Raw genomic sequence first — 24,338 nt, forward strand, 5'->3', positions numbered from 1 at the left:
GAACGTGCGCGGCCGGTGAAGGGATGGACATCGTGGTACGACCGAAGATCCTGGTGGTGGGAGCGGGCTTCGCGGGAGTCGGGTGCGTCCGGCGCCTGGAGCGCAAACTCGGATCCGACGAGGCCGACGTGGCGCTGGTGACACCGGTCTCCTACCAGCTCTATCTACCGCTCCTCCCACAGGTCGCCTCCGGAGTGCTGACCCCGCAGTCGATCGCCGTGTCGCTGCGCCGCAGCCGCAAGTACCGCACCCGCATCATCCCGGGTGGTGCCATCGGTGTGGATCCGAAGGCCAAGGTCTGCGTCGTCCGCAAGATCACGGGCGAGATCGTGAACGAGCGGTACGACCACATCGTGCTGGCACCGGGCAGCGTCACGCGCACCTTCGACATCCCGGGCCTCACCGACAACGCCCGCGGTATGAAGACGCTCGCCGAGGCCGCGTTCCTCCGTGACCACGTCATCTCGCAGCTCGACCTCGCCGACGCCAGTCAGGACGAGGCCGAGCGGGCGGCGCGCCTTCAGTTCGTGGTGGTCGGCGGCGGCTACGCCGGTACGGAGACCGCCGCGTGCCTGCGGCGCCTGACGCAGAACGCAGTCAAGCGCTACCCGCGGCTCGACCCGAAACTGATCAAGTGGCACCTGATCGACATCGCACCGAAGCTCATGCCCGAACTGGGTGACAAGCTCGGCCGCAGCGCCCAGGAGATCCTGCGCAAGCGGGGCATCGACATCTCGCTGGGCGTCTCCATCGCGAAGGCCGGTCCGGACGAGGTGACCTTCACCGACGGCCGGGTGATCCCGACCCATACGCTGATCTGGACCGCCGGAGTCGCCGCGAGCCCGCTCATGGCCACCCTGGGCGCCGAGACGGTCAAGGGGCGGCTGGCCGTCAGCTCGGAGATGTCCCTGCCCGGTCACGACGGCGTCTTCGCGCTCGGCGACGCCGCCGCCGTACCGGACGAGGCCAAGGACACGGAGGGCGCCGTCTGCCCGCCGACCGCTCAGCACGCGATGCGCCAGGGCAAGCACGTCGCCGACAACGTCATCGCGTCGCTGCGCGGGCAGCGGATGACCCCGTACGTCCACAATGATCTGGGACTGGTCGTGGACCTCGGTGGCCTCGACGCCGTGTCCAAGCCGCTCGGTTTCGAGCTGCGCGGCCTGCCCGCCCAGGTCGTCGCCCGTGGCTATCACTGGTCGGCGCTTCGCACCAATGTGGCGAAGGTCCGGGTGGCGACGAACTGGGCGCTCAACGCGGTGGCCGGTCACGACTTCGTGGCTACCGGACTGCTGTCCCGTTCGTCCGCGAAGCTGCGGGACTTCGAGCACACGGGCGCGTACCTGACCCCGGAGCAGATCCGGGAGCGCACCGCGAATGGGTGACGCGAGGGGCGCGAGCGTATGTGTCCCGGCGGGGACACACATGCGGCCCGACGAACACGCGAGTGGCCCGGAGCGATCCGGGCCACCGGGTGTGGACGGCGATACGCGGGGGCAGTGAGCCTGTCGGGCTCAACTCGTTGGAAGGGCCGACGAGTTGGCCGATCCGGAGGAGGATCCCCGTGAGCAGCACGTCTCGGCTGGGCAAGGTCCGCAGAACGTTCGTCATGACCGGCTGTGCGGTCGCACTGGTCTTCGGGTCGACGTCCGCACTCGCCACTCCCGGCAGCGGGGTCACCGGCACGATCCTCGCCCAGGGCACGTCGGCCGGAACACTGAAGGTCAAGGCCAAGGGGCGTACGGACGTCATCGTGCGGTCCATCACCATCGCACCGGGCGGCACGACCGGCTGGCACTATCACCCGGGCCAGCTCATCGCCGTCGTCAAGTCGGGGACGCTCACCCGCACGTTGCAGGACTGCTCAGTGGAGGTCAGCCAGGCGGGCACATCGTTCATCGAGCCGGCCGGGTCCCGTCACGTCCACGTCGGCCGCAACCTCGGGACCGAGCCGGTGGAGTTGTACGTCACCTACCTCGTGCCCGAGGGCAGCCCGCTGTCGCTCGACGCGGACGCTCCGGCGTGTGCCGGGAGTTAGGCACACGCCGGAGAATTCGTTCCGTAGCGCTGTGTTCTCAGGGGACCTGGGGAGCGGTCCCGAGCTGTGCTTCCGCATCCGTGAGGATCTCCGTCACCCGCAGGCCGAAGGCGGCGTCGCACGGATGCGGGCGACCGGTGCGGGCGGCTTCGAGGAGGGCGTCGGCGGCCCGGGTGAGAGCCTCGACCGCCCCTTCGGCGGACCCCGGCAGGACGGTGACCCCGGCCTTGCCGCGCAGCTCGACGGCGGCTCCGGCGGCGGCGGGCGGGGCCGTCAGGCTGAGCGTCAGGGTGCTCGACGCCCCGCTGACGTGGTGGAGCACCAGGTGAACGGTGTCCTTCGGGCCCCGCGCGGCGGCTGCCACCCGCTCGACGTCACCGAGCACCGGCATCAGCACGGACAGGGCGTGCGGGCCGACGTCCCAGAGGCCGCCCTTCTCCTGCCGCCAGGGCGACGCGGCGAACGGGCTGTCACTCGTGAACACGGCGCCGAGCCACTCGGCGCGCGCGGTGAACCAGCCCTCCGTAGCGGCCTGATCGGCGATCCAGGCCTGGATCTCGGGCTGGAAGCGGCTGGTGAAGAAGACGACCGAGGCGACCCCGGCCTGTTCGACCGCCTCGACGACGGTGCGCCCCTCCGCCACGGTCGCCGCGAGAGGCTTGTCCAGCAGCAGATGGCAGTTCGCCCGCGCGGCGCGCGCCGCGAGCGGGGCCTGCACGGACGGGGGCAGGGCAATGGCGACCGCGTCCACCTCGGCGAGGAGGGCGTCGACATCCTCGTACGCGCGCGTCCCGTGACGGTCGGCCAGCGCCTTGGCCGCGTCGGCGTTCCTGCCCCACACCCCCACGAAGTCCAGATCGCGATGCCCGCTCAGGGCGGGAGCGTGTGCCATGTCGGCCCAGGGCCCAGTACCGAGCAGTCCGATGCGCATGCCGCCACCTCTCGTCGTGCCTGTCTCGTACGGTGGCCGCCGAACGTGATCGTCCGGCGCCACCCGGAGAGCCTTTCACGCAGGCCCGGACGCTGCCCAGCCCCACCCACCGCACCGGACACCGCGAGTACGCGGTCCCGCGGGGCTAGCGCCGGCTTCGTACCAGCAGATAGAGGAAGTACGGGGTGCCGATGACCGCCGTCATGAGGCCGGCGCCCAACTGGGCGGGGGCGATGACCGTGCGGCCGAGGAGGTCGGCCGTGCAGACGAGCGCTGCGCCGAGGAGGACGGCGACCGGCACGACCCGTACGTGCCGCCGGCCCACGAGGGCACGTGCCGCGTGCGGGGCCACCAGGCCCACGAAGCCGATGGTGCCGGCCGAGGCGACGGCGGTCGCGCTGAGCAGGACGCTCACCACCAGGAAGCCGAGCCTGGCCGGGGACAATCGCAGGCCGAGGAGGCGCGGGGTGTCCGCGTCCAGCGAGATGAGGTCCAGCTCGGTGCGCCGGGCGACCGCGACGACAAGGCCGAGCACCAGCACGAGCGCGACGGGCAGGACGTCCGGCATGGTCCGGCCGTACGTCGAACCGGACAGCCAGGTCAGCGCCTTGGTGGCGTTGAACGGGTCGGTGAGCACGATGAGCAGACTGACCAGTGCCGTCGTACCGGCGGCCATGCCGATGCCGACGAGGACCAGCCGGTTCTGCTGGTAGCCGCCCCGGGCTGCCAGCCCGAAGACGATGACGGAGGTGATCGCGGCGCCCGCGAACGCGGCTCCCGCCACGCTCCAGGTGCCGGCGACGGGCACGGTGGTGACGAGGAGTACGGCGCCCAGCGCGGCTCCGCCGGACACGCCCAGCACCCCCGGCTCCGCGAGCGGGTTGCGGGTCACGGCCTGCACCAGCGTGCCGGCCAGAGCGAGCGCCGCGCCCGCGCACAGGGCCGCGAGCACCCGGGGCATCCGGGTGTCGAGAACGAAGGACACGGTCTGACCTGCCCGCCCCTGCGCCCAGTTCACGACATCGCCGAGCAGGAGCTTGCTGTCGCCCAGCAGCGCGCCGGCGATCGTGACGCCGACGACCACGGCGACGAGGGCGGCCAGCGTGACCAGGAACGCCGTCCGGCTGGGGATGCGCAACCGGTCCGGTGCCTCGGCCCCGGACGTGTCCCGCAGCCGCAGGGCCATCACCACCAGGAACACGGCGCCGATGAGGCTGGTGACGACGCCCGTGGGGACGGCGACCGCCGTGTCCGAGGGCACCAGGGCCCGCAGCAGCACGTCCGACCCGAGGACGAGCCCCGCGCCGACGACACCGGCCACGGGCAAGTTCGTACGGGTGCGGACGAGGCCCCGGAACCGGCGGGCGAGCGGACGCACCAGGGCCGGTGCGCACAGGCCGACGAAGCCGATGGGCCCGGCGAGCGTGACCGCAGCCGCGGACAGCAGCGTCGCCAGGACGACCACGGTCACGCGCGTGGCGCGGACCGGGACGCCCAGTCCGCGCGCGGCGTCGTCGCCGAGGGCGAGTGCGTCGACCCGACGGGCGGTCAGCAGCAGGCCGACGAGTCCGATCAGGGCGACGGGCAGCATCTGCAGGACGCCGTCGAAGCCGTTCTGGCTGATGCTGCCCTGGTTCCACTGGTAGAGGCCCTCGGTCTGCTCGGGGAACAGCAGGAGCAGGCTTTCCGTCATGGAGGTCAGGCCCAGCGCCAGAGCGGTGCCTGCGAGGACCAGTCGTACGGTGCCCGTGCCGAGGCCGGACAGGGCGAGTACGACGGCCGCGGCCAGGAGCCCGCCGGTGAAGGCGACCCCGGAGGAGGCGAGCAGCGGGAGCGAGACGCCGGTGGCGCCGACCAGCCCGAGCGCCAGATACGAACCGGCGTTCACCGCGAGGGTGTCGGGAGCGGCGAGCACATTGCGGCTGACGGCCTGCAGTACGGCGCCCGCCACGCCGAGGATGACGCCGACCAGGATGCCGGCGGTCATCCGCGGCAGCCGGGAGGCGATCACGACCGACGCGTCGGACGGATCGGCCTGCCCGGTGAGGGCCTTGAACACCTCGGCCGGTCCGACGGCCGCGGTGCCCTGGGTGATGTCGACGACGGCGAGGACGGCGACCAGGAGGACGAGCCCGGCCGCCACCGCGACCGCGCCCGTCCGGGACGCGGCCGTCGGCGGACGGGTGACGGGGGGCGTTGTGGTGACGGCCATGGCTCCGCTACTTCGTCTGCTTCTGGTTCTCTGCTTCCTTCTGGGTCGTCTACTTCGTCAGCGCGTCGACGACGGCGTCGATGTACGCCTCCATCGACTGGGGGCCGCCGAACATCCAGATGCCGTCGGGCAGTCGGTGCACCTTGTCGGCCTTCACGAACGGCAGGGACGTCCATACGGCGTTCTTCGCCAGCGCGCCGGTGAAGGGCGTGCTGCCCTTGTCGCCGTCGTTGCCTATGTAGGCGAACTGGACGTCCTTCGGCAGGGCGGTCAGGCCCTCGACGTCGGTGGTCCCGAGGCCGTAGGCCGCGTCGCCCTTGATCTTCCAGGCGTTCTTCAGGCCGATCTGCTCGTTGACGGCCCCGATGAGCGAGCCGCTGGTGTACGGGCGCAGGGAGACCTGGTTGGAGGTGACGTAGCCGTCGGCGAAGGCGAAGTCCGTGCCGTCGAGACCGGCGTCGGCCAGGGCCTTCTTGCCGTCGGCGACCTTGGCCTCGAAGTTCGTACGGGCGGTCTTGGCCTTGTCGGTGGTCCCGGTGGCCTTGGCGATGAGGTCGAGGTTCTCCAGCATCTGGCCGACCTGGTCCGAGGCGTCGGCGGACTTGATACCCAGCACCGGGGCGATCTTCCGCAGCTGCTTCACGGCCGCGGGCGGCAGGTCGGAGGAGGCCACGATGAGGTCGGGCGAGAGGGAGGCGACGGTGTCCATGCTCGGCTCGCCGCGCGTGCCGATGTCCTTCGGCTCGTTCTTCAGCGGGACGGCGGTGTCCCAGGTCTTGTAGCCCTTGACGTCGGCGACGCCCACGGGGTCGACGCCGAGGGTGATGAGGCTCTCGACCTCGTTCCACTCGGTGGCGACGACCTTGGTGGCCGGGCCGTCGAGCTTGAGCTTCGCGCCGGTGCCGTCGGTGAGGGTGATGGCCTCCGACTTCTTCTCGGACTTGTCCGCGGCGGGCTCGGTGGTGCCGCAGGCGGCAAGGGCGAGTGCCGCGGCGGTGGTGGCGGCCGCGGTGAGGAGGAGGCGTCTCATGAGGTGGTGCCGAGCCTTTCGGTTCGAGTGTTTCGTGTGTGGTGGCGGCCGATCGGGCGGGTGCGCAGTCGGCCGGTGAGGGGGTCTGTGTCGACGTCGATCCGGATGCCGTAGACATCGGTGAGGCGTTCCGGTGTGAGGACGTCCTCGGGCAGGCCGTCGGCGACGATCCGGCCCGCTTCGAGCAGCGTGATCCGGTCGGCGATGGCCGCCGCCTGGTCGAGGTCGTGCAGGACGACACCGACGGCGATCCCGTGGTCGTCCGCCAGGTCGCGGATGAGGTCGAGGAGTTCGATCTGGTAGCGCAGGTCGAGATAGGTGGTCGGCTCGTCGAGCAGCAGTACGCCGGTCTCCTGGGCGAGGCAGCTGGCGAGCCACACCCGCTGCAACTGGCCGCCGGACAGGTGGTCGGCGCCCCGCTCCGCGAGGTCGGTGACACCGGTCAGGGCGAGCGCCCGGTCGACCGCGGCCGACGCGTCCGGATCGGGCCGGCCGAAGCGGCCCCGGTACGGGTAGCGGCCGAACTCGACGACGTCGCGCACGGTCAGCCCGCTGGGTGTGGGGCGGCCCTGGGTCAGCAGGGCGACGTGGCGTGCGAACTCACGGGCACTCAGGGCGAGGCCGTCGGTGTCGCCGTCGATCCTGAGCGTGGCGTGACGGCCCCGCTGCAACCGGGCGATCGTCCGCAGGAGCGTCGACTTGCCGCTGCCGTTGGGACCGACCAGAACGGTCACCTCGCCGGGCCGGAGCGCGACCGCGGCGTCGTGTACGACGTCGACGCCGTCGTACGACACGGTCACACCCGTGGCCGACAGTTCATGACCGCGCAGACGCGGGGCGTCGGCTGCTTCTTCACCAGATCTCACGCGGTGAAGGTTAGCCTAACCTAAATTCGCCTTGACAGGGGTGGTCGGGAACTGGTTCGGCCGGTCTGCCAGGACGCCGGATTCCACACTCCCGAGCGGCGCAGCGACTGCGGGCAGTGCAGGTAGATCTCGTCGATCTCCAGGACCAGGGCCAGCGTGGGGCGCTGATCGTCCAGCTTCATCGCGTCGAAGAACGGGGCGTCGGTGAGGATCCGTGCCCGGCCGTTGACCCGCAGAACCTCCTTGCTGCCGGGTATCAGGTACAGCAGACCGGCGTGCGGGTTGTCGAGGATGTTGTGGAAGCTGTCGCCGCGCCGGTTGCCCGGCCGGTCGGGCAGGGCGAGCGTGCCGGAGTCGATGACGTACGTGAAGCCCGGGGCGTCCCCGCGCGGGGAGACGTCACAGTTGCCGCGCGCGTCGGACGTGGCCAGCAGGCAGAAGGGTGAGCGGGCCACGATGTCCCGGTCCTTGTCGGTGAGTTGGCCGTGAACCTTCTCGATGACTATGGGCCAGGGCTCGCCCAGCAGCTCACGCAACTCGGCGCTCGACCCCAGCTCGACCCAGCCCTCCTCGGTCGCGGCGTCCGTCCCGTTCCCGGCGGTGTCGATCGTGTGCGGCAAGGCCGACTCCCAACGTGCGTGCGTCCAGCGAGTGGTTGCACATGGATCATTATCCCGAACTTAGGATCACCTTACTTTGCGGTGCGGACGAGAACGCGGGGGTGCGTGGGGCTGTCCTCGCGCCCCCGGGGTTCCCGGCTCTGATCAGCCCTGAGCGGCGGCCGGCCGCACGACGGTCAGGCCGCACCGGTACGGCTCGTCGAGCTCGCCGTCGGGGAAGAGCCGCGCCAGCGCGGTGCCGTTCGCGCCGAGGAGGTGGGTGCGCTCGGCGGGGTCCATGACCACGAAGTGAGAGTGCGTGGCGAGGTTGCGGATGTGCTCCTCGATGGTGATCCGGCGCGACCAGGTGATCTCACGGGTGGCCACCCGGACCGGGAACGGGGCGAACGATTCAGCCACCGTCGTCGGGAAGCCGCGAGTGAAGGGCGCGAGCCGGTCTTCCTCCGCCGCGACCCACGGGACGCGGATGTCGGCCTGGTTCCACCACAGGGCCAGTACGCCGCCGGGGCGCAGCACGCGCAGTGCCTCGGGGACGGAGTGAACCGGGTCGGTCCAGTGCCAGGCCTGCGCGTAGGCGACCACGTCGAAACTGCCGGCGGCGAAGGGAAGGTGGTTCCCCTCGCCCCGCACCAACAGGACCTCGGGTTCGGCCCGGCGCAACTCCGCGGCCATACCGGCGCCCGGCTCCATCGCGACGACACGGGCACCGCGCTCGCGCAGGAGCCGGGTGGCGATGCCGGTGCCGGCTCCGCAGTCCAGCACGTCGGCGTCGGCCAGTGGTCGGCCGGTGAGCTCCTCCATGGCGTCGAAGAGGGCGGGCGGATAGTCGGGGCGGGTGGCGGCGTACTGCGCGGCAACGGCGTCGAAGGACAGGGCGCGGGGCTGGTTCGCGGGTAAGGCCATGCCCATGATCCTCCCGGGCGGAGGGTGGAGTTGTCAGCAGCCGATCCGCCATATCGGCACAGCCCGCCTCTGTGAGTACCTCTCTCCACACCTATCCGCTAACATAGAATAATTAGCTATAGGAATAGCCTAGTGGTGGCGAGGAGTGGCCGTGGACTTCGGGCTGACCGACGAGCAGGACATGTTGCGCGCGACGGCACGGCAGTTCGTCGCCGATGTGTGCCCGGCCGAGAAGGCGAAGCAGTGGGACGAGGAGGGCGTCGTACCGCCCGAGCTGTTCCGGGGCATGACCGAACTCGGTTGGTTCTCGCTGCCGTTCAGCGAGGAGGAGGGCGGCGACGGCGGGGGCCCGCTGGAACTCGTCCTGATCGCCGAGGAACTCGGGCGGGCCAGTTTCGACGTCGCCATGTGCTACATCGGCGTACTCATTCCGGGGATCACCGTGTTCCGGTGGGGCAACGAGGCGCAGCGCGACTTCATCCGCGAGCAGGTCATGACCGGCCGCCACCGGCTGGCGGTCGGCCTCAGCGAGCCGGACAGCGGCTCCGACGCCGCCGCGCTGCGCACCACCGCGGAGGACCACGGCGCCCACTTTCGCGTCCGCGGCCAGAAGGCATGGTGCACCGGCGGCGGGCTCCCCGACACGACCATCGCGACCTATGTGCGGACGGGACCCCGCGAACCCAAGCACGGCGGCATCAGCCTGCTGCTCGTCGACCCCGCGACCGACGGTGTCGAAGTACGCCGCACCCCGACCCTGGCCCGGCACATCCTGGGCACCAACGAGGTCTTCTTCAACGACGCCCTCGTACCGAAGGAGAACCTCGTCGGGCCGCGCGACGAGGGCTGGAAGGTCATGCTCTCCAACATCGAACTGGAGAAGGTGATCATCAGCGGGGGCTATCTGGGCGCCGCACAGGCCACCCTGGACGAGATGCTGGAGTACGCGCGCACCCGGCACGCCTTCGGCCGTCCGATCGGCAACTTCCAGGCGCTCGCCCACGCGATGGCCGATCTGCAGACCGAGATCGACTCCGCCCGGCTGCTCGCGTACCGCGCTGCCTGGCTGCTCGCCCAGGGCAAGCCGTGCACCCGCGAGGGCTCGATGGCGAAGCTGAAGGGTTCGGAGACGTACGTGGCCGCTGCCAGGCTCGGAATGCAGGTCTGCGCCGGGCACGGGTTCTCGACCGAGAGCGTGATGAGCTTCCGCTACCGCGAGTCGATCGTCGCCACGATCTCCGGCGGGACCAGCCAGATCCAGCGCAACGGGATAGCCCGCAGCATGGGCCTGCGCTCCTACTGACCGCCCCCTCCCGGCGTCCTCGGCAGGGCCTGTCGGTCTCACCGGTCCTCGGCGTCCCCGCCCTGTCCGGCCAGCCACTGCGCGTGCCGCGCGTAGTGGCTCTGGTCGCGTGTCACCCAGATACCCGAGGCGCGGGCCAGTACCGCTCCGCCCGGCGGCAGCGTCAACTCGCCCGCGATGTACCAGCGGGAGCCCTCCCTCCGGTCGGCCCACACCCGCAGTTCCAGGGGCCGTTCCACCGGTACCGGCTTCACGAAGCTCACCGTCAGCTCGGCCGTCACGCTCATCACGCCGTGCAGCAACGGGAGATGGCCGAGGCAGTCGTCCAGGACGGCAGCCGTCCAGCCGCCGTGCGCGACATCGGGGCCGCCCTCGTGGGAACGCGGACAGCTCAGCTCGAACCTCGCCACACCTTCCTCGTCGAGCCGTTCGCGCTCGACGCCGAGTCGACAGGAACCGGCGGCGCGGCACCCACCGCACAGGGTCACGCCCCCGGCGGTACGGGGCGGCTCCGACAGGCCCGACCCCGCCCAGTGCCCGTTCGGCGCCGACGCGTCGGTCTTTCCGGTTCCAGTCGTCGACATGGCGGAACTCCTCGTGTCAGACATCGGCAAGCAGCGGGCGCAGCTTCCCGGCGATGAGCTGGACCTGGCGGGCGACCATCTCCTCGGGCATCCCGGCCAGTGAGGCCCACAGGAACACCCCTTCGACCGGCAGCCCCGCCACGTACTCCTTGATGGCATCGGCGGTCTCCTGCGGTGTGCCGTACAGGAACTGACCGACGCCGGTCGCGCTCAGTCCCGTCTCCCGCCACTTCTCGGGGTTGATCGGGCGGGGGGCCGGCTGCTCGGTCCCCTCCACCATGTACCGGCGGTAGCTGTCCCATTGGTAGGAGAGATGCTTGCGGACCACCGGCCAGTCGCCCTCCGGGTCCTCGGTGACGAACGTGGTGAACGAACCCTGCATCCGGCCCGCCGACACGTCGTAGCCGCTCTCGGCGAGCCCTTCCCGGTACGGCTGCAGCAGCGCGGGGTTGAGCGACAGCAGCCCGGTGCCCAGTCGGCCTGCCCGGCGGGCGCCCTGCGGACCCTGGTAGCCGAGCCAGATCGGCAGCGGGTCCTGGACCGGTCCGGGAGTGACCAGGGACTCGGCCCACAGTCCGCGGATCTCCCGCACCCGTTGGTCGGTCGTGGAGTAGCGCTTGGTCAGGTCGGCGTCGTACAGCCGGTATTCGGGCACGCGATAGCCCGTGCCGAGTCCGAGGTCCAGGCGGCCGTCGCTGATGATGTCCACGAGCGCGGCCTGCTCGGCGATCTCGGGCGCCGCGTGCAGCGGTGCGGGGATGACCGCGGTACCGAGGCGGATCCGCCGTGTGCGGGCCGCAGCCGCTGCCGCCATCGTGAGCGGCTGCGGGAGGTATCCGTCCTCGAAGCCGTGGTGTTCGGAGAACCAGACCGAGTCGATACCGAGCCGGTCCGCCTCCTCGCACATCTCCAGGGCGAATCCGTACACCCGGGACCAACTCTGCCGCCAGGGCGGGGGATTGCGCATGTCGAAGTAGATGCCAACCCTCACGAGGGGCCACCTTTCCTTGTTTCGTCGGCGAGCCGGATCGTCGCGCGGGTGACGGCGACCCCGTCCCCGGGCGGCAGCAGCCGTATCGGACGCAGCTCCATCGCCTCGATCTCGGGCAGGTCCTCGACCATCGCGGAGATCCGCAGCACGGTCTCCTCCAGCGTCGCGAGGTCCACGCCCGGGCCGCCCACCCTGCCGTCCAGCAGCGGAGCCGCCCGCAGCGAGCGGACCATCTCCCGGGCGTCCCGGTCGCTGAGCGGGGTCACCCGGTGGGCGACGTCCGTCATCAGGTCGGCGTAGTCCCCGGTGAGGCCGAAGGCGATCACCGGGCCGAACACCGGGTCGGCGCCGACGGAGAGGAACGCGTCCGGGCCGGAACCCAGCCGAGACCCCGACTCAGACGCCAGTTCGGACCCGGGCTCAGACCTCGGCTCAGAGCCCGGCCCGGAGCTCGGTTCGGCGTCCCGTACGGCGATCCCGTACGAGCCCAGCAACTCGGTGGCGATACGCGGCGGTACGGGTCCGGGGGCGCATCCGGCGAGCAGCGACCTGGCCCGCTCGGTGTCGACTCCAGGGAGATCCGGGATGACACCCGCGGGCGTACTCCGCCACGCCTGATAGGCCGCCGCATGCCCGAGCGAGACCGCCGCCGACTCGGGGAACGTGTAGGTGGGGACGACGAGTTCGCCCCGGTGGAGGAGATCGGCGACGCCCGCGCCGCCCAGGAAACTTGCCACCACCGGCTTCGAGGGCGCGGCCTCGGCCGCGTCGAGGATAGCCGCCGCCACCTCGTCGGGCTTGTCCGCCAGCGGGGGCATGAACAGGACGACGGCGGCGTCGATCCCGTCGTCGGCAAGTACGGCGTCGAGTGCCTGTCGGTAGTGCGCGGCGGTAGCCATCGGGGTGAGGTCGACCGGGTTGGCGACCTCCGCCCCGGGGCCGAGGGCCGTGCGGAGCGTCTCGCGGGTGCGCTCGCCGAGCGGGGGCACCCGCAGGCCGCTGGCCACGCACGCTCCGACGGTCAGTGCCGCGGGGCCGCCCGCGTTGGTGATCACGGCGACCCTGTTGCCGGGCGGGGGCGGCTGGTGGGCGAGCAGCAGCGCCGCGTCGAACAGCTCCTGGAGGCTGCGCGTACGGATCACGCCGGACTGGGCGAACAGCGAACTCACCGCCGAATCCGATGGACCTGGCGGATCCGCATGCCCAGCCGAATCCCCGCGACCTCCCCAATCCCCGCGACCTCTCGGGTCCCCGAGACCTCCCGGCTCTCCCCGAAGCCCCGAGCCTCCTCGCCCTCCCGGATCCACCTGACCCGTCGCGTGCCCGTGCCCCGGGTGGACCGCGATGATCGGCTTGCGCGGTGCGACCCGGCGGGCGATGCGCGCGAACCGGCGTGGATTGCCGAAGGTCTCGACGTGCAGCAGGATCACCGAGGTCTCGGAGTCCTCCTCCCACCACTGGAGGAGGTCGTTGGTGGACACGTCCACGGCATGGCCCACCGATACGAACCCGGAGAAGCCCAGTCGCAGCCGCCGGGCGAAGTCGAGCACCGCGAGCCCCAGCGGCCCGGACTGGCTGGACATCGCCACCCGGCCGGGCGTGGGCAGGGCGGGCGAGAAGGTCGCGGCCAGCCTCGCCGCGGGCGTCGTGTTGACCACGCCCATGCAGTTCGGGCCCACCAGCCGCATCCCGGAGGCGCGGGCGAAGCGGGACAGCTCCAGCTCGGTCGACCGCCCGACCGCGCCGGTCTCCCCGAAGCCGGTGGAGACGACGACCACCGCCTTGACGCCGGCCTCCGCACACTCCCGTACGACATCGGGCACCGCCTCGGCCCGTACGGCGATCAGCGCAAGGTCCGGTGTCTCGGGCAGCTCCCGGACGCTCGGGTACGCCCGGGCTCCCGCGACCTGCCCGGCCCGTGGATTGACGGGGAACACGCTGCCGCGGAAGCCGCCTCGCAGCAGGTTGGCCACGATCTCGTGGCCGATCGTCAGGGGACTCCGGTTGGCGCCGATCACCGCGACCGACCGGGGTTCGAGCAGGGGGCGCAGCGAGCGTCGTACGGCCGTGTGCTCGCGACGCTCGGCCCGGGCGACCGCCTGGGCCTGTGGGTCGACGGCGATGTCGAAGTGGACGATCTGTCCGGGCGGCCCGGACTCGACCCGGTAGCCGGAGCCGAGGAACACGTTGATCATGCGGGTGTTGTCGGCGAGGACGTCGGCCTTGAGGACCCGGATGCCCCGGGCACGGGCGGCAGCGGCGATGTGTTCCAGGAGCAGCCTGCCGAAACCCTCGCTCTGGTCGTCGTCCCGGATGGTGAAGGTGACCTCCGCGTGGTCCGGGTCCTCGGTGTCACGGACGTAGCGCACCAGGCCCGCGATCTCGTCGCCGGCCAGCGCGACGAGTGCCAGCTCGTTGAGGTAGTCCACGTACGCGCCGCGCCGGATCACGTCGTCGCGCGCCCGGATCACCGGGCCGAGCGAGCGGTAGGCCAGGGTCGCCCGCGACAGACCGCCGACGAAGGCGACCAGACGGTCGGCGTCCTCCGGCCGGATGGGCCGGACGAAGGTCGACCGCCCGGTCCTGACGAGTCCGGGCTGTTCCAGGTCATCGGGGTACGCGGGCTGTTGCAGGTCCTCGGGATACGGGGGAGTGGTCACTGTTTCGTCCGGGGTCCTCGCGTCGCCGACGCCGCTCAGACGGCCGCCTCCTGGGGAGTCTGCTCGGGAAGCCGGAACAGTTCGTTGAAGGTGCCGCGCGTGACGCGCTCGCGGATCTCGTCGGACACACCGTCGAACAGCTCGTGCAGCGTGGACTGCGTGTGCCCGTACGTGCCTTCCAGGTGGGGGTAGTCGTCGCCCCACATCACATTGCGGTAGCCCGTCGCCTCGACGATCTCCACCGAGCTCTTGTCGTGCTGGAAGGAGGCGTACACCTGCTGCCTGATGATCTCGCTGGGCAGCCGGCTCAACTTCGGCCGTACGAACATGCCGTGCTGGCGGTAGGCCTCGTCCATCCGGTCGCCGATGGCCGGCACCCAGCCGGCGCCGCCCTCCGCGATGAGGATCTTGAGGTCGGGGTGACGGTCCAGGGCGCCACCCGCGACCATGTGCGAGACCACGCGCATGCCCGGGTAGGTCGTCTCCATGTAGTTGACGACGGCGCCGCCGGGGCCGCGGAAGACGACGTTCTCGCCGCCCGTGCCGATGTGGAAGCCGAGTACGACACCGGCCCGCTCGGCCGCGGTCCACAGCGGCTCCCAGAGGTCGAGGGCGTACTCCTCACCGGGCCGGGTGGAGCACGGCAGGAAGACCGACTGGAAGCCCATCTCCGCGACCCGTTCGACCTCGGCGACCGCGTCCTCGACGTTGGTCGTCGAGACGCAGGCGGGGGTGATGATGCGCTTCTGCTTCCCGAGGACCTCGGAGTGCGCCCAGTCGTTCCAGGCCCGTACGGTCTCCCGCGCGAGCTCCCGCTCGGTGATCGAGCACAGCCAGAACCCCATGGAGGGGAAGGCGAGTTGGCCCCAGACGCCCTCCTGGTCCAGGTCCTTGAGGCGGACGTCGAGGTCGCGGGCGCCGGGCGGTCGCATGGCGTCCATGAAGTCGTTCAGCTGGCGGTCGATGCGCTCGCCGTCGATGTAGAGCACCTCGTACTTGTCGCCGCGTTCGCTGCGCGGCGCACGGTCGGCGAGGCGCGGCGGCAGCGCCCGGATCCAGAGGTCGTCGGGTTCCATCACGTGGGAGTCCCCCGAGTTGACCCAGATCTTCGTCATGGCGCTCCTTCGGGTCAATGGATGCAATCAGTTAGCTATTTTAGTCGTATCGGTCTCCGGGCGGAAGGCCGGGAGGGGTGGAGATCAGCTTCGGCGCCGCTCGATCTCCTCCACCAGCTGCGGGAGCACCTGGAAGAGGTCGCCCACGACGCCGTAGTCGGCCAGCTCGAAGATGGGCGCGTCCTGGTCCTTGTTGACCGCGACGATGGTCTTGGAGGTCTGCATGCCCGCGCGGTGCTGGATCGCCCCCGAGATGCCGGCGGCGAGGTAGAGCTGCGGGGAGACCTGGGTGCCCGTCTGGCCGACCTGGTGGCTGTGCGGGTACCAGCCCGCGTCCACGGCGGCGCGGGACGCCCCGACGGCCGCGCCCAGGGTGTCGGCGACGCGCTCGATGACCGCGAAGTTCTCGGCGCCGTTCACGCCGCGGCCTCCGGAGACCACGATGTCGGCCTCGGTCAGCTCCGGCCGGTCGCCCCGTTCCCTCGGTGAGTGGGACAGGACCTTGGCGGCGGCCGAGGCGGGCCCGAAGGTGACGTCCCACTTCTCGACCTCGGGTGTGACGGGGGCCGGTTCGGGGGCGGCGGCGTTCGGCTTGACTGTGATCACCGGGATGCCCCGGGTGACATGGGCCGTAACCTGGTACGTCGCCGCGAACGCGGACTGCTCGGTGACCGGGCCGTCCTCGCCTGCGGTGATGTCGACGGCGTCCGTGATCAGCCCCGACTCCAGGCGGAGCGCGACCCGTGCGGCGGTCTCCTTGCCGTCCGGGTTCGAGGGCAGCAGGATCGCCGCCGGGCCGGTGCTCCCGGCGATCTGGGTGAGCGCGTCCACGGCCGGAGTGACGAGGAGCTCGTCGACCTCGGGGGCGTCCACGACGTACACCTTGTGCGCGCCGTACCGGCCGAGCGCCTCGGTCGCGGAGTCCGCGTCGTGGCCGAGGAAGACGGCCGACGGTTCGCCCAACCGGCGTGCCAGGGTGAGTAGTTCGAGGGTCGGCTTGCGAACGACGCCTTCGGTGTGATCGACGAGTACGAGGATCTCGGCCACGGTGCTGTACTCCTCTTGCTGGAACGGTTCCGGGACGGGGCGGGGCCGCATGGTGATGTGTGTGTGGGGGCGTGGTCAGGCGAACTTCTTGGCGGTGAGGAACGCGGCCAACCCCGTGCCGCCCGTACCGTCGTCGGTGACGATCTCCCCCTTGGAGCGCGGCGGACGCCTGGTCGCGGTGTCCACGGCGGACCACGCACCGGCCCGGCCCACCTGCCCGGCGTCGATGCCGAGGTCGGCCAGGTCGAGGGTCTCCATGGGCTTCTTCTTCGCGGCCATGATCCCCTTGAAGGAGGGGTAGCGGGCGTCGCCGGAACGGTCGGTCACCGACACGACGGCGGGAAGTGAGCCCTGGACCCGGACGGTCGCGGAATCGCCCTCGCGGCGGCCGGTGACCGTGCCGTCCTCGACCGTCAGCTCCTCGATGTGGGTGACGGCCGGGACCCCGAGTCGTTCGGCCAGCAGCGCGGGTACGACGCCCATGGTGCCGTCCGTCGAGGCCATCCCGCACAGGACGAGGTCGAAGCCGTGCCGTTCGATCGCCCTGGCCAGCACGAGTGAGGTCCCGAAGGCGTCGCTGCCCTCGATGTCCTCGTCACTCACATGTGTCGCGGAGTCGCCGCCCATGGCGAGTGCCTTGCGCAGGGCGTCCTTCGCGTCGTCGGGGCCGACGGTGAGGTAGCTGATCTCGGCGTCGACGCCCGACTCGGCGATCCGCAGGGCCTGCTCGACGGCGTACTCGTCGAGTTCGGACAGCAGGGAGTCGACCGACTCGCGGTCGGTGCTCCCCTCCTCGGTGAAGGTGCGGTCCGCCGTGGCGTCGGGCACGTGCTTCACGCAGACAACGATCTTCACAGTGCTCTCTCCGTGCTCTGCCGAAGGTCTAATGAGTGCTAATAGTTAACTATATGGATCGCCGGAGCGCGAGACTCTCCCGAAAATCCGTCGAATTGGTTGACTGATTGTGCTGATAGCTGGAAGATCTGGGCAGCCGAGCCGCGAGGAGGCGCCATGGGCGGTGACAGGGACACCGGGGACAGGTACTTCGAGCCACAGGTGGAGACCATGCCCCGTGACCAACTGCGGGCGCGGCAGGAAGAACGGGTCGTGGAACTCGTCGAGTACGCCTACGGCAACTCCGCCTTCTACCGCGAGCTCTGGGACGAGCACGGGGTGCACCCACGTGACATCCGCTCCCTGCAGGACTTCCGGGCGCGCATACCGTTCATCACCAAGGGCATGGTGCGTGCCCACCGGGCCCGTACCGGCGATCCCTTCGGCGGTCTGCTCTGCGTGCCCGTCGAAGGACTGACCTCCGTCTCCTCCAGCTCCGGCACCACCGGCGACCCGGAGTTCTTCGCCGAGATCTGGGAGGACGCACCGCCCCTGGTCACCGCACAGGTGCGTGACCTCTGGGAGCTCGGCCTCAGGCCCGGGGACCGGGTGCTGAGCCCGCCCGGCACCTTCCGCAACCTCATGGACCCCGGCTACCAGGCGCTCGGCGCCGTGGTGATCGAGGTGGACACCTGGCTCGGGAAGATGAACGAAGTCGTCGAGGCACTGCGCACCTACCGGCCGGCCTACCTGCAGATGATGTATCCGCAGATGGTGGAGCTGGAGCACCTCGCCGAGAAGACCGATCTCAAGGAGGCGTTCTCCTCCCTGAAGGGTGCCTCGTGCGCCGGACAGCCCCTCAGCCGGAAGATGCGCGAGCGGATCCGCGACGACTGGGGCATCGACGTCTACGAGTACACCAGCGCGGCCGACACCGGCACCGCCTGGGAGTGCCGCGAGCACGACGGCTTCCACCTCTGGGAGGACACCGTCTTCGCGGAGTGCGTCGAGGTCGACGAACAGGGCGGATGGCGTGACGTCCCGGAGACGGACCTCGGCGAACTGGTCGCCACCGACCTGGACAACCGGGCCGCCCCACTGATCCGCTACCGCAGCGAGGACCTCGTCCGCCTCTCGGGCGACCGCTGTGGCTGCGGGCGTACCCACGCCCGGATGTGGGTGGCCGGGCGGCGCGGCGACGAGACCCTGGTCCAGGGGCGTTCCGTGGTCCTGAGGGACATCTGGCTGGCCGTGGAGGACCAGCCGGAGACGGCGTCGGGGGTCTTCCAGATCGTCCGGGACCGGCGCGAGGTCGACGAACTGCGGCTGCGCGTCGGTTACGACCCGGGGCTCACCGCGGATGTCGACGCCCTGGCAGGGCGGCTCGGCGAGGCCGTGCGTGAGCGGACCGGAGTCAAGCCGGTGCTCGACATGCGCACCGAGGAGGACCTGTTGAAGACCATGACCAGCGTCGCCAAGTTCCCCCGGGTGGTGAAGAGTTGATGGCACGCGCCGACACCCTGGCCCGCGCCAGGACACTCGACCGGCCCGAACTGGCCTACCTCGTACGCTTCCCCACCGCCGACGGCATGCGGGACATGGAGCTGACCTGGGCGGAACTCGCCCGCGACACCGACTGGGTCACCGCACGGCTGCGGGAGCACGGGCTGGCCGCCGGGCAGCGGGCGTTGCTTACCACCTCCGGCTTCGAGGGCTTCTGGGGCCACGCGGTGATCGGCGCACTGCGCAAGCTGAAGGTCACGTACGGCATCGCCGAGGCGATGGGCTGGGACCACCGCCGGACCTCGGTCTTCCACCGCGAACTGGACCCGCACGCGGTGATCGGCCTGTCGGCGGAGACCCTGGAAGGTCTCGCCGGAGCGGCCGATCTCGGCGACATGTTCCGCTCGACGTCGCTCGTACTGGCCCGGCCCGCGGCCGTGCCGATACTCCGCGGGGTGGGTGTGTCCGCCTCCCTGATCTCCGCCGTGGGACCTGCTCTCGCGCTGGAGTGCCCCGAGCGGTGCGGCGCGCACGTCAACGGCGCCGAATGGCGGGTCTGCGAGCGCGAGGACGGACAGCTGTACGTCGCGGCGGGGGAGGGGCGTGCCTCGCTGCTCCCCGAGACACCGCTCGGCATCGCGGGCCGCGTCGCCACCGGCAGGTGCGCCTGCGGCAGCGAGGACCCGCGAGTACTGCTCGGCGATGCCGACTCACCGTATTCAGCAAGGAGTTGAGGATGTCCGAAGGAGTGGTCGACGGCCGTGTCGTGGTCGTCACCGGGGCCGGCAACGGGATCGGCAGGGCACACGCCCTGGCGTTCGCCGCGCACGGAGCGAAGGTCGTGGTCAACGACCTGGGCGGTACACGCGACGGAGGAGGCTCCTCGACCGGGCCCGCCCAGACCGTGGTCGACGAGATCGCCGCGGCCGGCGGTCAGGCGGTGGCGAACACGGACGACATCTCCACCTGGGAGGGCGCAGGCCGACTCGTCCAGCAGGCCGTGGACACCTACGGCGGTCTCGACGTGCTGGTCAACAACGCCGGCATCCTCCGTGACCGGATGATCGTGTCGATGACCGAGCGGGACTGGGACAGCGTGCTCGCCGTCCATCTCAAGGGCAGCTTCGCCACCCTGCACCACGCCGCCGCGTACTGGCGGGTGCGGGCCAAGTCCGGTCACGACAACGACGCCCGGGTGATCAACACGACGTCTCCGTCCGGCATCTTCGGCAACCCGGGCCAGTCGAACTACGGCTCGGCAAAGGCCGGTATCGCGAGCCTCACCGTCATCGCCGCGGCCGAACTCGCCCGCTACGGCGTGACGGTGAACGCCATCGCGCCCACCGCGCTCACCCGGCTGACCGAGGACATCGAGATGATGAAGCGGGCCGCCGAGAGCGAGGACCTGACCCCGGAGGCCATCTCGCCGCTCGTGGTGTGGCTGGGCTCGGCGGCGTCGCGCGAGGTCACCGGCCGGGTGTTCGGCGTCGTGGGCAACCGGATCACCGTACTGGAGGGCTGGGTCAACGGCCCCGGCGCGAGTGCCGAGACCCGGTGGACGCCGGAGGAGCTGTCCTCCGTCGTACCGAACCTGGTGGCCAAGGCGGCTCCGAACGCCGACGCCCTCGGCAACCGGAACGGGGCGTGACATGACGACAAGGCAACTACCGGTCGCCGAGGGCCTGTTCACCTGGCCGCCCTCCGAATCCGAACCCCTCCGGCTCATCGGTTCCGAGTGCACGGCGTGCGGTCTGGTGAGCTTTCCGGCCGCCTCGGACTGTGTCCGGTGCGCGAGCGACGAGTCGAAGATACGGCTGCTCGCGGACCGCGGGACGCTGTGGACGTACACGACCCAGAACTTCCGCCCGCCGTCCCCGCCCTACGACGGCCCGGAGACCTTCGAGCCGTACTCCGTCGGTTACGTCGAACTCGCCGGCGAGCTGCTGGTCGAGGCCCGTCTCACCGAACCCGACCCGGAGAAGCTGCGGATCGGGCAGGCCATGCGGCTGACGCTCGTGCCCTACGCCGTGCGGGACGACGGCACCGAGGTCATGACGTTCGCGTTCGCCCCGGTCGAAGAGTCCATCCCGGTCGAGGAGTTGGCCCAGACAGAGCCGGTAGAGGAGGCGTCATGACCGAGGCCGTCATCATCGGGGTGGGGCTCCACCCCTTCGGCCGGTTTCCCGGCAAGCCCGCCATGGACATGGGCGCGGACGCCGTACGGCTGGCGCTCGCCGACGCGGGCGTCACCTGGCCGCAGATCCAGGGTGGTTACGTCGGCAGCTTCGAGGTCGCGAACCCGGACGCGATCGTCGGCAAGCTGGGCCTGACCGGCGTGCCGCTGCGTGGCGTGTTCAACGGCTGCGCCACGGCCGGCACGGCGGTGGCCCTGGCTGCCCGGGCCATCGAGACCGGCGAGCACGACCTGACCATCGCCATCGGTCTGGACAAACACCCGCGCGGCGCGTTCGCCGCGGACCCCTCCGTCGCGGGCATCCCCTCCTGGTACGGACAGACCGGGCTCTTCCTCACCACCCACTTCTTCGGCATGAAGATCAACCGCTATATGCACGACCACGGCATCTCCCACGAGACGCTCGCGCGCGTGGCGTCGAAGAACTTCCGCAACGCGGCCGGAAACGAGAAGGCCTGGCGCCGAACTCCCCTCACACCTGAGGAGGTCCTCGCCTCCCCGGTCCTCAACTACCCGCTCCGCCAGTACATGTACTGCGGCCCGGACGAGGGCGCCGCGGCCCTCGTGCTGTGCCGCGCCGACCAGGCCCACAAGTACACCTCCACGCCCGTACGGATCCGGTCCACCTCCCTGCGCAGCCGCAGGCTCGGCGCCTTCGAGGTGCAGAGCCCGTCGTTCCCCGTCGGAGAGCCGGTGGAAAGCCCGACGGTCGACGCCTCACGCGAGGCGTACGAACGGGCAGGCATCGGACCCGAGGACGTCGACGTCGCCCAGCTCCAGGACACCGACGCCGGGTCGGAGATCATCCACATGGCGGAGAACGGCCTCTGCAAGGACGGCGAACAGGAACGCCTCATCGCCGAAGGTGCCACCGAGATCGGTGGCCGCCTTCCGGTCAACACCGACGGCGGCCTGCTCGGCAACGGTGAGCCCATCGGGGCCTCCGGCCTGCGCCAGATCCACGAGATCGTGCTCCAGCTGCGCGGCACGGCGGGCACCCGGCAGATCCCCGGCACTCCGCGCGTCGGCTACACCCACCTGTACGGCGCGCCGGGCGTGTCGGCGGTGACGATCCTCTCGACCTGAGAGCGACCCGAGAACACAGGGAACCCGTGATGGAACAGGACATGCAGGACTTCGCCGCCGAGGTGCGCCGCTTCCTCGACGCCCACGTGACAAAGGCCCCCGACCACACCGCCTTCACCTGGGGTGAGGGCGACGACACGATGGCGTACTTCAGCAGCCTCCCGCCCGAGGAGGAGCGCGAGCACGTGCAACGGGCGCGGGAGTGGCAGCGGATCCGCCACGAGAACGGCTTCGGCTGGATCACCGGCCCGCCCGAGTACGGCGGCCGTGGCCTCACCCCCGTCCATGACCTGCTCTACGACGCCATCGAGTCCGAGTACGACGTCGCCGACACCGGCACGCTGAGCGTCATCGGCCTGGGCATGATCGGCCCGACGATCCTCGCCCACGCCCAACCCCGCATCAAGGACCGCTGGTTGCCCGCGATGTACCGCGGGGACGCCATCGCCTGCCAGCTGTTCAGCGAGCCGGGCGCGGGATCGGACCTGGCGAGCGTGGCGACGAAGGCCGTCCGTGACGGAGAGGACTGGGTGCTCAACGGGCAGAAGGTGTGGACCTCGGTCGCCCAGCACAGCCAGATCGGCCTCGCACTGACCCGTACGAACCCGGACGCGCCCAAGCACCGCGGCATCACGGCCTTCCTGGTCCCCATGGACGCCCCCGGTGTGGAGGTCCGGCCGCTGAGGCAGATGACCGGCGGCGCGGACTTCAACGAGGTCTTCCTCACCGACGTACGCGTCCCCGACGACCACCGCCTCGGCGAGGTCGACGGCGGCTGGACCGTCGCCCTGACCACCCTGATGAACGAGCGCGCGACGGTCGGCAGCGAGGGCGCGGGCCCGGTGGCCGCGGCCCTGTCCCCGGACCGGCTCTCGGCACTGATGCGTGCCACCTGGACCTGGGACGACCGCGCCCTGCGCGCCCGTCTCGCCGAACTCCTCGTGGACGCCATGGCCACCGAACACCTCAACACGCGCGCCCTGCGCAGACTCCGCGGCGGGGTCGCACCCGGCCCCGAGATGTCCGTCTCGAAGCTGATGTACGGTCAGAACCTCACCCGGGCCGCCCACTTCGTCTCCGACGTCCTCGGCCCCCGCGTGATCGCCGACACCGGCAAGTGGGGCACGTACGCCTGGTCCGAACTCCTCCTGGCCACCCCGGCGTTGCTCATCCTCGGCGGCACCGAGGAGATCATGAAGAACATCCTCGCGGAACGCGTCCTCGGTCTGCCGAAGGAACCGGCCGTCGCCACGACCAAGGAGGTGCGGTCGTGACCGCCGACGAGAGCGAACTGCTCGAACTGCGTTCCTCTGTAAGGGAGTTCCTCGAAGCCAAGTCACCCGAGGAAGCCGTGCGCAAGCTCATGGAGAGCGAACCGCGCTTCGACCCGGCGGTGTGGGCGCAGGCCGCCGACCAACTGCGGCTGCCGGGGCTGGTGATCCCGGAGGAGTACGGCGGTGACGGCTTCGGCCCGGTCGAACTCGGCGTCGTACTGGAGGAGATGGGCCGCGCCCTGCTGTGCGCGCCCTTCTTCGCAACAGTCGTCCTGGCCGCCCAGGCACTGCTGGCCTCGGGCGACAGCGAGGCCTGCGCTCGCCACCTCCCGGGCATCGCCTCGGGTCGGACCACGGCCACCCTCGCCGTCGCCGAGGACAGCGGCTCCTGGGACCCTGCCCTGATCTCCGCACGTGCCGTGCCGGACGGGGGCGGAGACGGCGCCTGGCGGCTGAGCGGTCGCAAGGCCTTCGTCATCGACGGTACGACGGCCGATCTGCTCCTCGTCGTCGCCCGCACTGTCGCCGGCCCTTCGCTGTTCGCCGTCGACCGGCGGGCGACGGGACTGGAGGCCGAACCGATGGAGACCCTGGACGCCACCCGAGCGATGGCCCGGCTGACGTTCGACGCCGTGCCCGCCACACTCGTCGGCGCGGACGGGGCGGGTGGCCGCGTCATGGCGAAGGTCCTGGACATCGCCACGGTCGGGCTGGCCGCCGAGCAGGCGGGCGGGGCCCGCCGGTGTCTGGAGACGAGCGCCGACTACGCCCGTACCCGGCATCAGTTCGGCCGGCCGATCGGTTCCTTCCAGGCCGTCAAGCACAAGTGCGCGGACATGCTCGTCCAGGTGGAGCTGGCCGAGGCCGCGTCCCGAGAGGCGGCACGGCTGGCTGCCGAGGGCGCCCCCGACTTCCCGGTCGCCGCCGCCGTCGCCCACGCCTGCTGTTCACGGGCCTACGTGTTCGCGGCCATGGAGAACATCCAGGTCCACGGCGGCATCGGCTTCACCTGGGAGCACCCTGCCCACCTGTACTTCCGGCGGGCCAAGTCCTCACAACTGCTCTTCGGCGGCCCGGCGGTGTACCACGAACGACTGCTGGACCGGCTCGGCATCTGAAGCCGTAGCCGTAGCCGTAGTCGAAGCCC

At 70.8% G+C, this 24,338-nt stretch carries 21 protein-coding genes and 1 pseudogene; 10 read left to right on the forward strand and 12 right to left on the reverse strand.

Features of this window, described 5'->3' with window-relative positions; genetic code table 11:
- Positions 1-23: 23 nt before the first annotated feature.
- Together AOK17_RS09915 and AOK17_RS09920 are read left to right on the forward strand one after the other, a co-directional pair.
- Positions 24-1,385, forward strand: coding sequence for an NAD(P)/FAD-dependent oxidoreductase (locus AOK17_RS09915; RefSeq protein WP_055611993.1), 1,362 nt, complete (start codon positions 24-26; stop codon positions 1,383-1,385).
- A gap of 224 nt (positions 1,386-1,609) precedes the next feature.
- Positions 1,610-2,038 (forward strand): cupin domain-containing protein, encoded by a 429-nt coding sequence (locus AOK17_RS09920; RefSeq protein WP_055612035.1) that lies wholly within the window; start codon positions 1,610-1,612, stop codon positions 2,036-2,038.
- 37 nt (positions 2,039-2,075) lie between these two features.
- Here AOK17_RS09920 and AOK17_RS09925 read toward each other — a convergent pair whose 3' ends face one another.
- The 6 genes and pseudogenes from AOK17_RS09925 to AOK17_RS09950 form a co-directional block, all read right to left on the reverse strand.
- Positions 2,076-2,969 (reverse strand): Gfo/Idh/MocA family protein, encoded by an 894-nt coding sequence (locus tag AOK17_RS09925; RefSeq protein ID WP_055611994.1) that lies wholly within the window; start codon positions 2,967-2,969, stop codon positions 2,076-2,078.
- A 145-nt stretch (positions 2,970-3,114) separates the two neighbouring features.
- A pseudogene (locus AOK17_RS09930) lies at positions 3,115-5,184 on the reverse strand (iron ABC transporter permease); the annotation flags it as partial.
- Between the two features lie 46 nt (positions 5,185-5,230).
- Positions 5,231-6,211 (reverse strand): ABC transporter substrate-binding protein, encoded by a 981-nt coding sequence (locus AOK17_RS09935; RefSeq protein ID WP_055611996.1) that lies wholly within the window; start codon positions 6,209-6,211, stop codon positions 5,231-5,233.
- Positions 6,208-7,077: an ABC transporter ATP-binding protein gene (locus AOK17_RS09940; RefSeq protein WP_055611997.1), complete on the reverse strand. Its 870-nt coding sequence runs from the start codon at positions 7,075-7,077 to the stop codon at positions 6,208-6,210. Before AOK17_RS09940 ends, AOK17_RS09935 begins: the two co-directional genes overlap by 4 nt.
- 20 nt (positions 7,078-7,097) lie before the next feature.
- On the reverse strand, positions 7,098-7,697 hold the full coding sequence (locus AOK17_RS09945) for an MSMEG_1061 family FMN-dependent PPOX-type flavoprotein (RefSeq protein WP_055611998.1): 600 nt from the start codon (positions 7,695-7,697) through the stop codon (positions 7,098-7,100).
- A 144-nt stretch (positions 7,698-7,841) separates the two neighbouring features.
- Positions 7,842-8,600, reverse strand: coding sequence for a class I SAM-dependent methyltransferase (locus AOK17_RS09950; protein ID WP_055611999.1), 759 nt, complete (start codon positions 8,598-8,600; stop codon positions 7,842-7,844).
- Positions 8,601-8,751: 151 nt separating this feature from the next.
- Between AOK17_RS09950 and AOK17_RS09955 the strand changes: the two genes are divergently transcribed.
- Complete coding sequence (locus AOK17_RS09955) at positions 8,752-9,903, forward strand: acyl-CoA dehydrogenase family protein (protein ID WP_055612000.1); 1,152 nt, start codon at positions 8,752-8,754, stop codon at positions 9,901-9,903.
- 38 nt (positions 9,904-9,941) lie between these two features.
- Here AOK17_RS09955 and AOK17_RS09960 read toward each other — a convergent pair whose 3' ends face one another.
- The 6 genes from AOK17_RS09960 to AOK17_RS09985 form a co-directional block, all read right to left on the reverse strand.
- Positions 9,942-10,487 (reverse strand): PaaI family thioesterase, encoded by a 546-nt coding sequence (locus tag AOK17_RS09960; protein ID WP_079052909.1) that lies wholly within the window; start codon positions 10,485-10,487, stop codon positions 9,942-9,944.
- Positions 10,488-10,503: 16 nt separating this feature from the next.
- On the reverse strand, positions 10,504-11,478 hold the full coding sequence (locus tag AOK17_RS09965) for an LLM class flavin-dependent oxidoreductase (RefSeq protein WP_055612001.1): 975 nt from the start codon (positions 11,476-11,478) through the stop codon (positions 10,504-10,506).
- Complete coding sequence (locus tag AOK17_RS52100) at positions 11,475-14,138, reverse strand: bifunctional acetate--CoA ligase family protein/GNAT family N-acetyltransferase (protein ID WP_055612002.1); 2,664 nt, start codon at positions 14,136-14,138, stop codon at positions 11,475-11,477. The genes AOK17_RS09965 and AOK17_RS52100 overlap by 4 nt, the downstream gene beginning before the upstream one ends.
- Positions 14,139-14,173: 35 nt before the next feature.
- Positions 14,174-15,253: an amidohydrolase family protein gene (locus tag AOK17_RS09975; protein WP_055612003.1), complete on the reverse strand. Its 1,080-nt coding sequence runs from the start codon at positions 15,251-15,253 to the stop codon at positions 14,174-14,176.
- Positions 15,254-15,337: 84 nt separating this feature from the next.
- Positions 15,338-16,300 (reverse strand): electron transfer flavoprotein subunit alpha/FixB family protein, encoded by a 963-nt coding sequence (locus AOK17_RS09980; RefSeq protein WP_055612037.1) that lies wholly within the window; start codon positions 16,298-16,300, stop codon positions 15,338-15,340.
- A gap of 75 nt (positions 16,301-16,375) precedes the next feature.
- The gene (locus AOK17_RS09985; protein WP_055612038.1) at positions 16,376-17,137 is read right to left on the reverse strand and encodes an electron transfer flavoprotein subunit beta/FixA family protein; all 762 of its coding nucleotides are present in this window, start codon (positions 17,135-17,137) and stop codon (positions 16,376-16,378) included.
- Positions 17,138-17,311: 174 nt separating this feature from the next.
- Here AOK17_RS09985 and AOK17_RS09990 point away from each other — a divergent pair, with 174 nt between their 5' ends.
- From AOK17_RS09990 to AOK17_RS10020, 7 genes are read left to right on the forward strand one after another with little or no spacing between them, the layout of a single operon-like run.
- A complete protein-coding gene (locus tag AOK17_RS09990; RefSeq protein ID WP_055612004.1) occupies positions 17,312-18,637 on the forward strand; it encodes a phenylacetate--CoA ligase family protein in 1,326 nt (441 codons plus the stop codon).
- Positions 18,637-19,371: a hypothetical protein gene (locus AOK17_RS09995; protein ID WP_055612005.1), complete on the forward strand. Its 735-nt coding sequence runs from the start codon at positions 18,637-18,639 to the stop codon at positions 19,369-19,371. The genes AOK17_RS09990 and AOK17_RS09995 overlap by 1 nt, the downstream gene beginning before the upstream one ends.
- Positions 19,372-19,373: 2 nt before the next feature.
- Positions 19,374-20,285, forward strand: coding sequence for an SDR family oxidoreductase (locus AOK17_RS10000; protein WP_055612006.1), 912 nt, complete (start codon positions 19,374-19,376; stop codon positions 20,283-20,285).
- Between the two features lies 1 nt (position 20,286).
- Positions 20,287-20,772, forward strand: a complete 486-nt coding sequence (locus AOK17_RS10005) for a Zn-ribbon domain-containing OB-fold protein (protein ID WP_055612007.1) — start codon at positions 20,287-20,289, stop codon at positions 20,770-20,772.
- On the forward strand, positions 20,769-21,917 hold the full coding sequence (locus tag AOK17_RS10010; protein ID WP_055612008.1) for a thiolase family protein: 1,149 nt from the start codon (positions 20,769-20,771) through the stop codon (positions 21,915-21,917). The genes AOK17_RS10005 and AOK17_RS10010 overlap by 4 nt, the downstream gene beginning before the upstream one ends.
- Positions 21,918-21,946: 29 nt before the next feature.
- Positions 21,947-23,191 carry an acyl-CoA dehydrogenase family protein gene (locus AOK17_RS10015; RefSeq protein ID WP_055612009.1) on the forward strand — a complete coding sequence of 415 codons (1,245 nt, stop codon included), beginning with the start codon at positions 21,947-21,949 and terminating at the stop codon, positions 23,189-23,191.
- Entirely contained in the window at positions 23,188-24,309 is a 1,122-nt protein-coding gene (locus AOK17_RS10020; RefSeq protein WP_055612010.1) for an acyl-CoA dehydrogenase family protein, read from the forward strand. Before AOK17_RS10015 ends, AOK17_RS10020 begins: the two co-directional genes overlap by 4 nt.
- The last annotated feature ends 29 nt before the right edge of the window (positions 24,310-24,338 follow it).

It is taken from the genome of Streptomyces phaeochromogenes (assembly GCF_001418655.1).
GTDB lineage: Bacteria > Actinomycetota > Actinomycetes > Streptomycetales > Streptomycetaceae > Streptomyces > Streptomyces phaeochromogenes.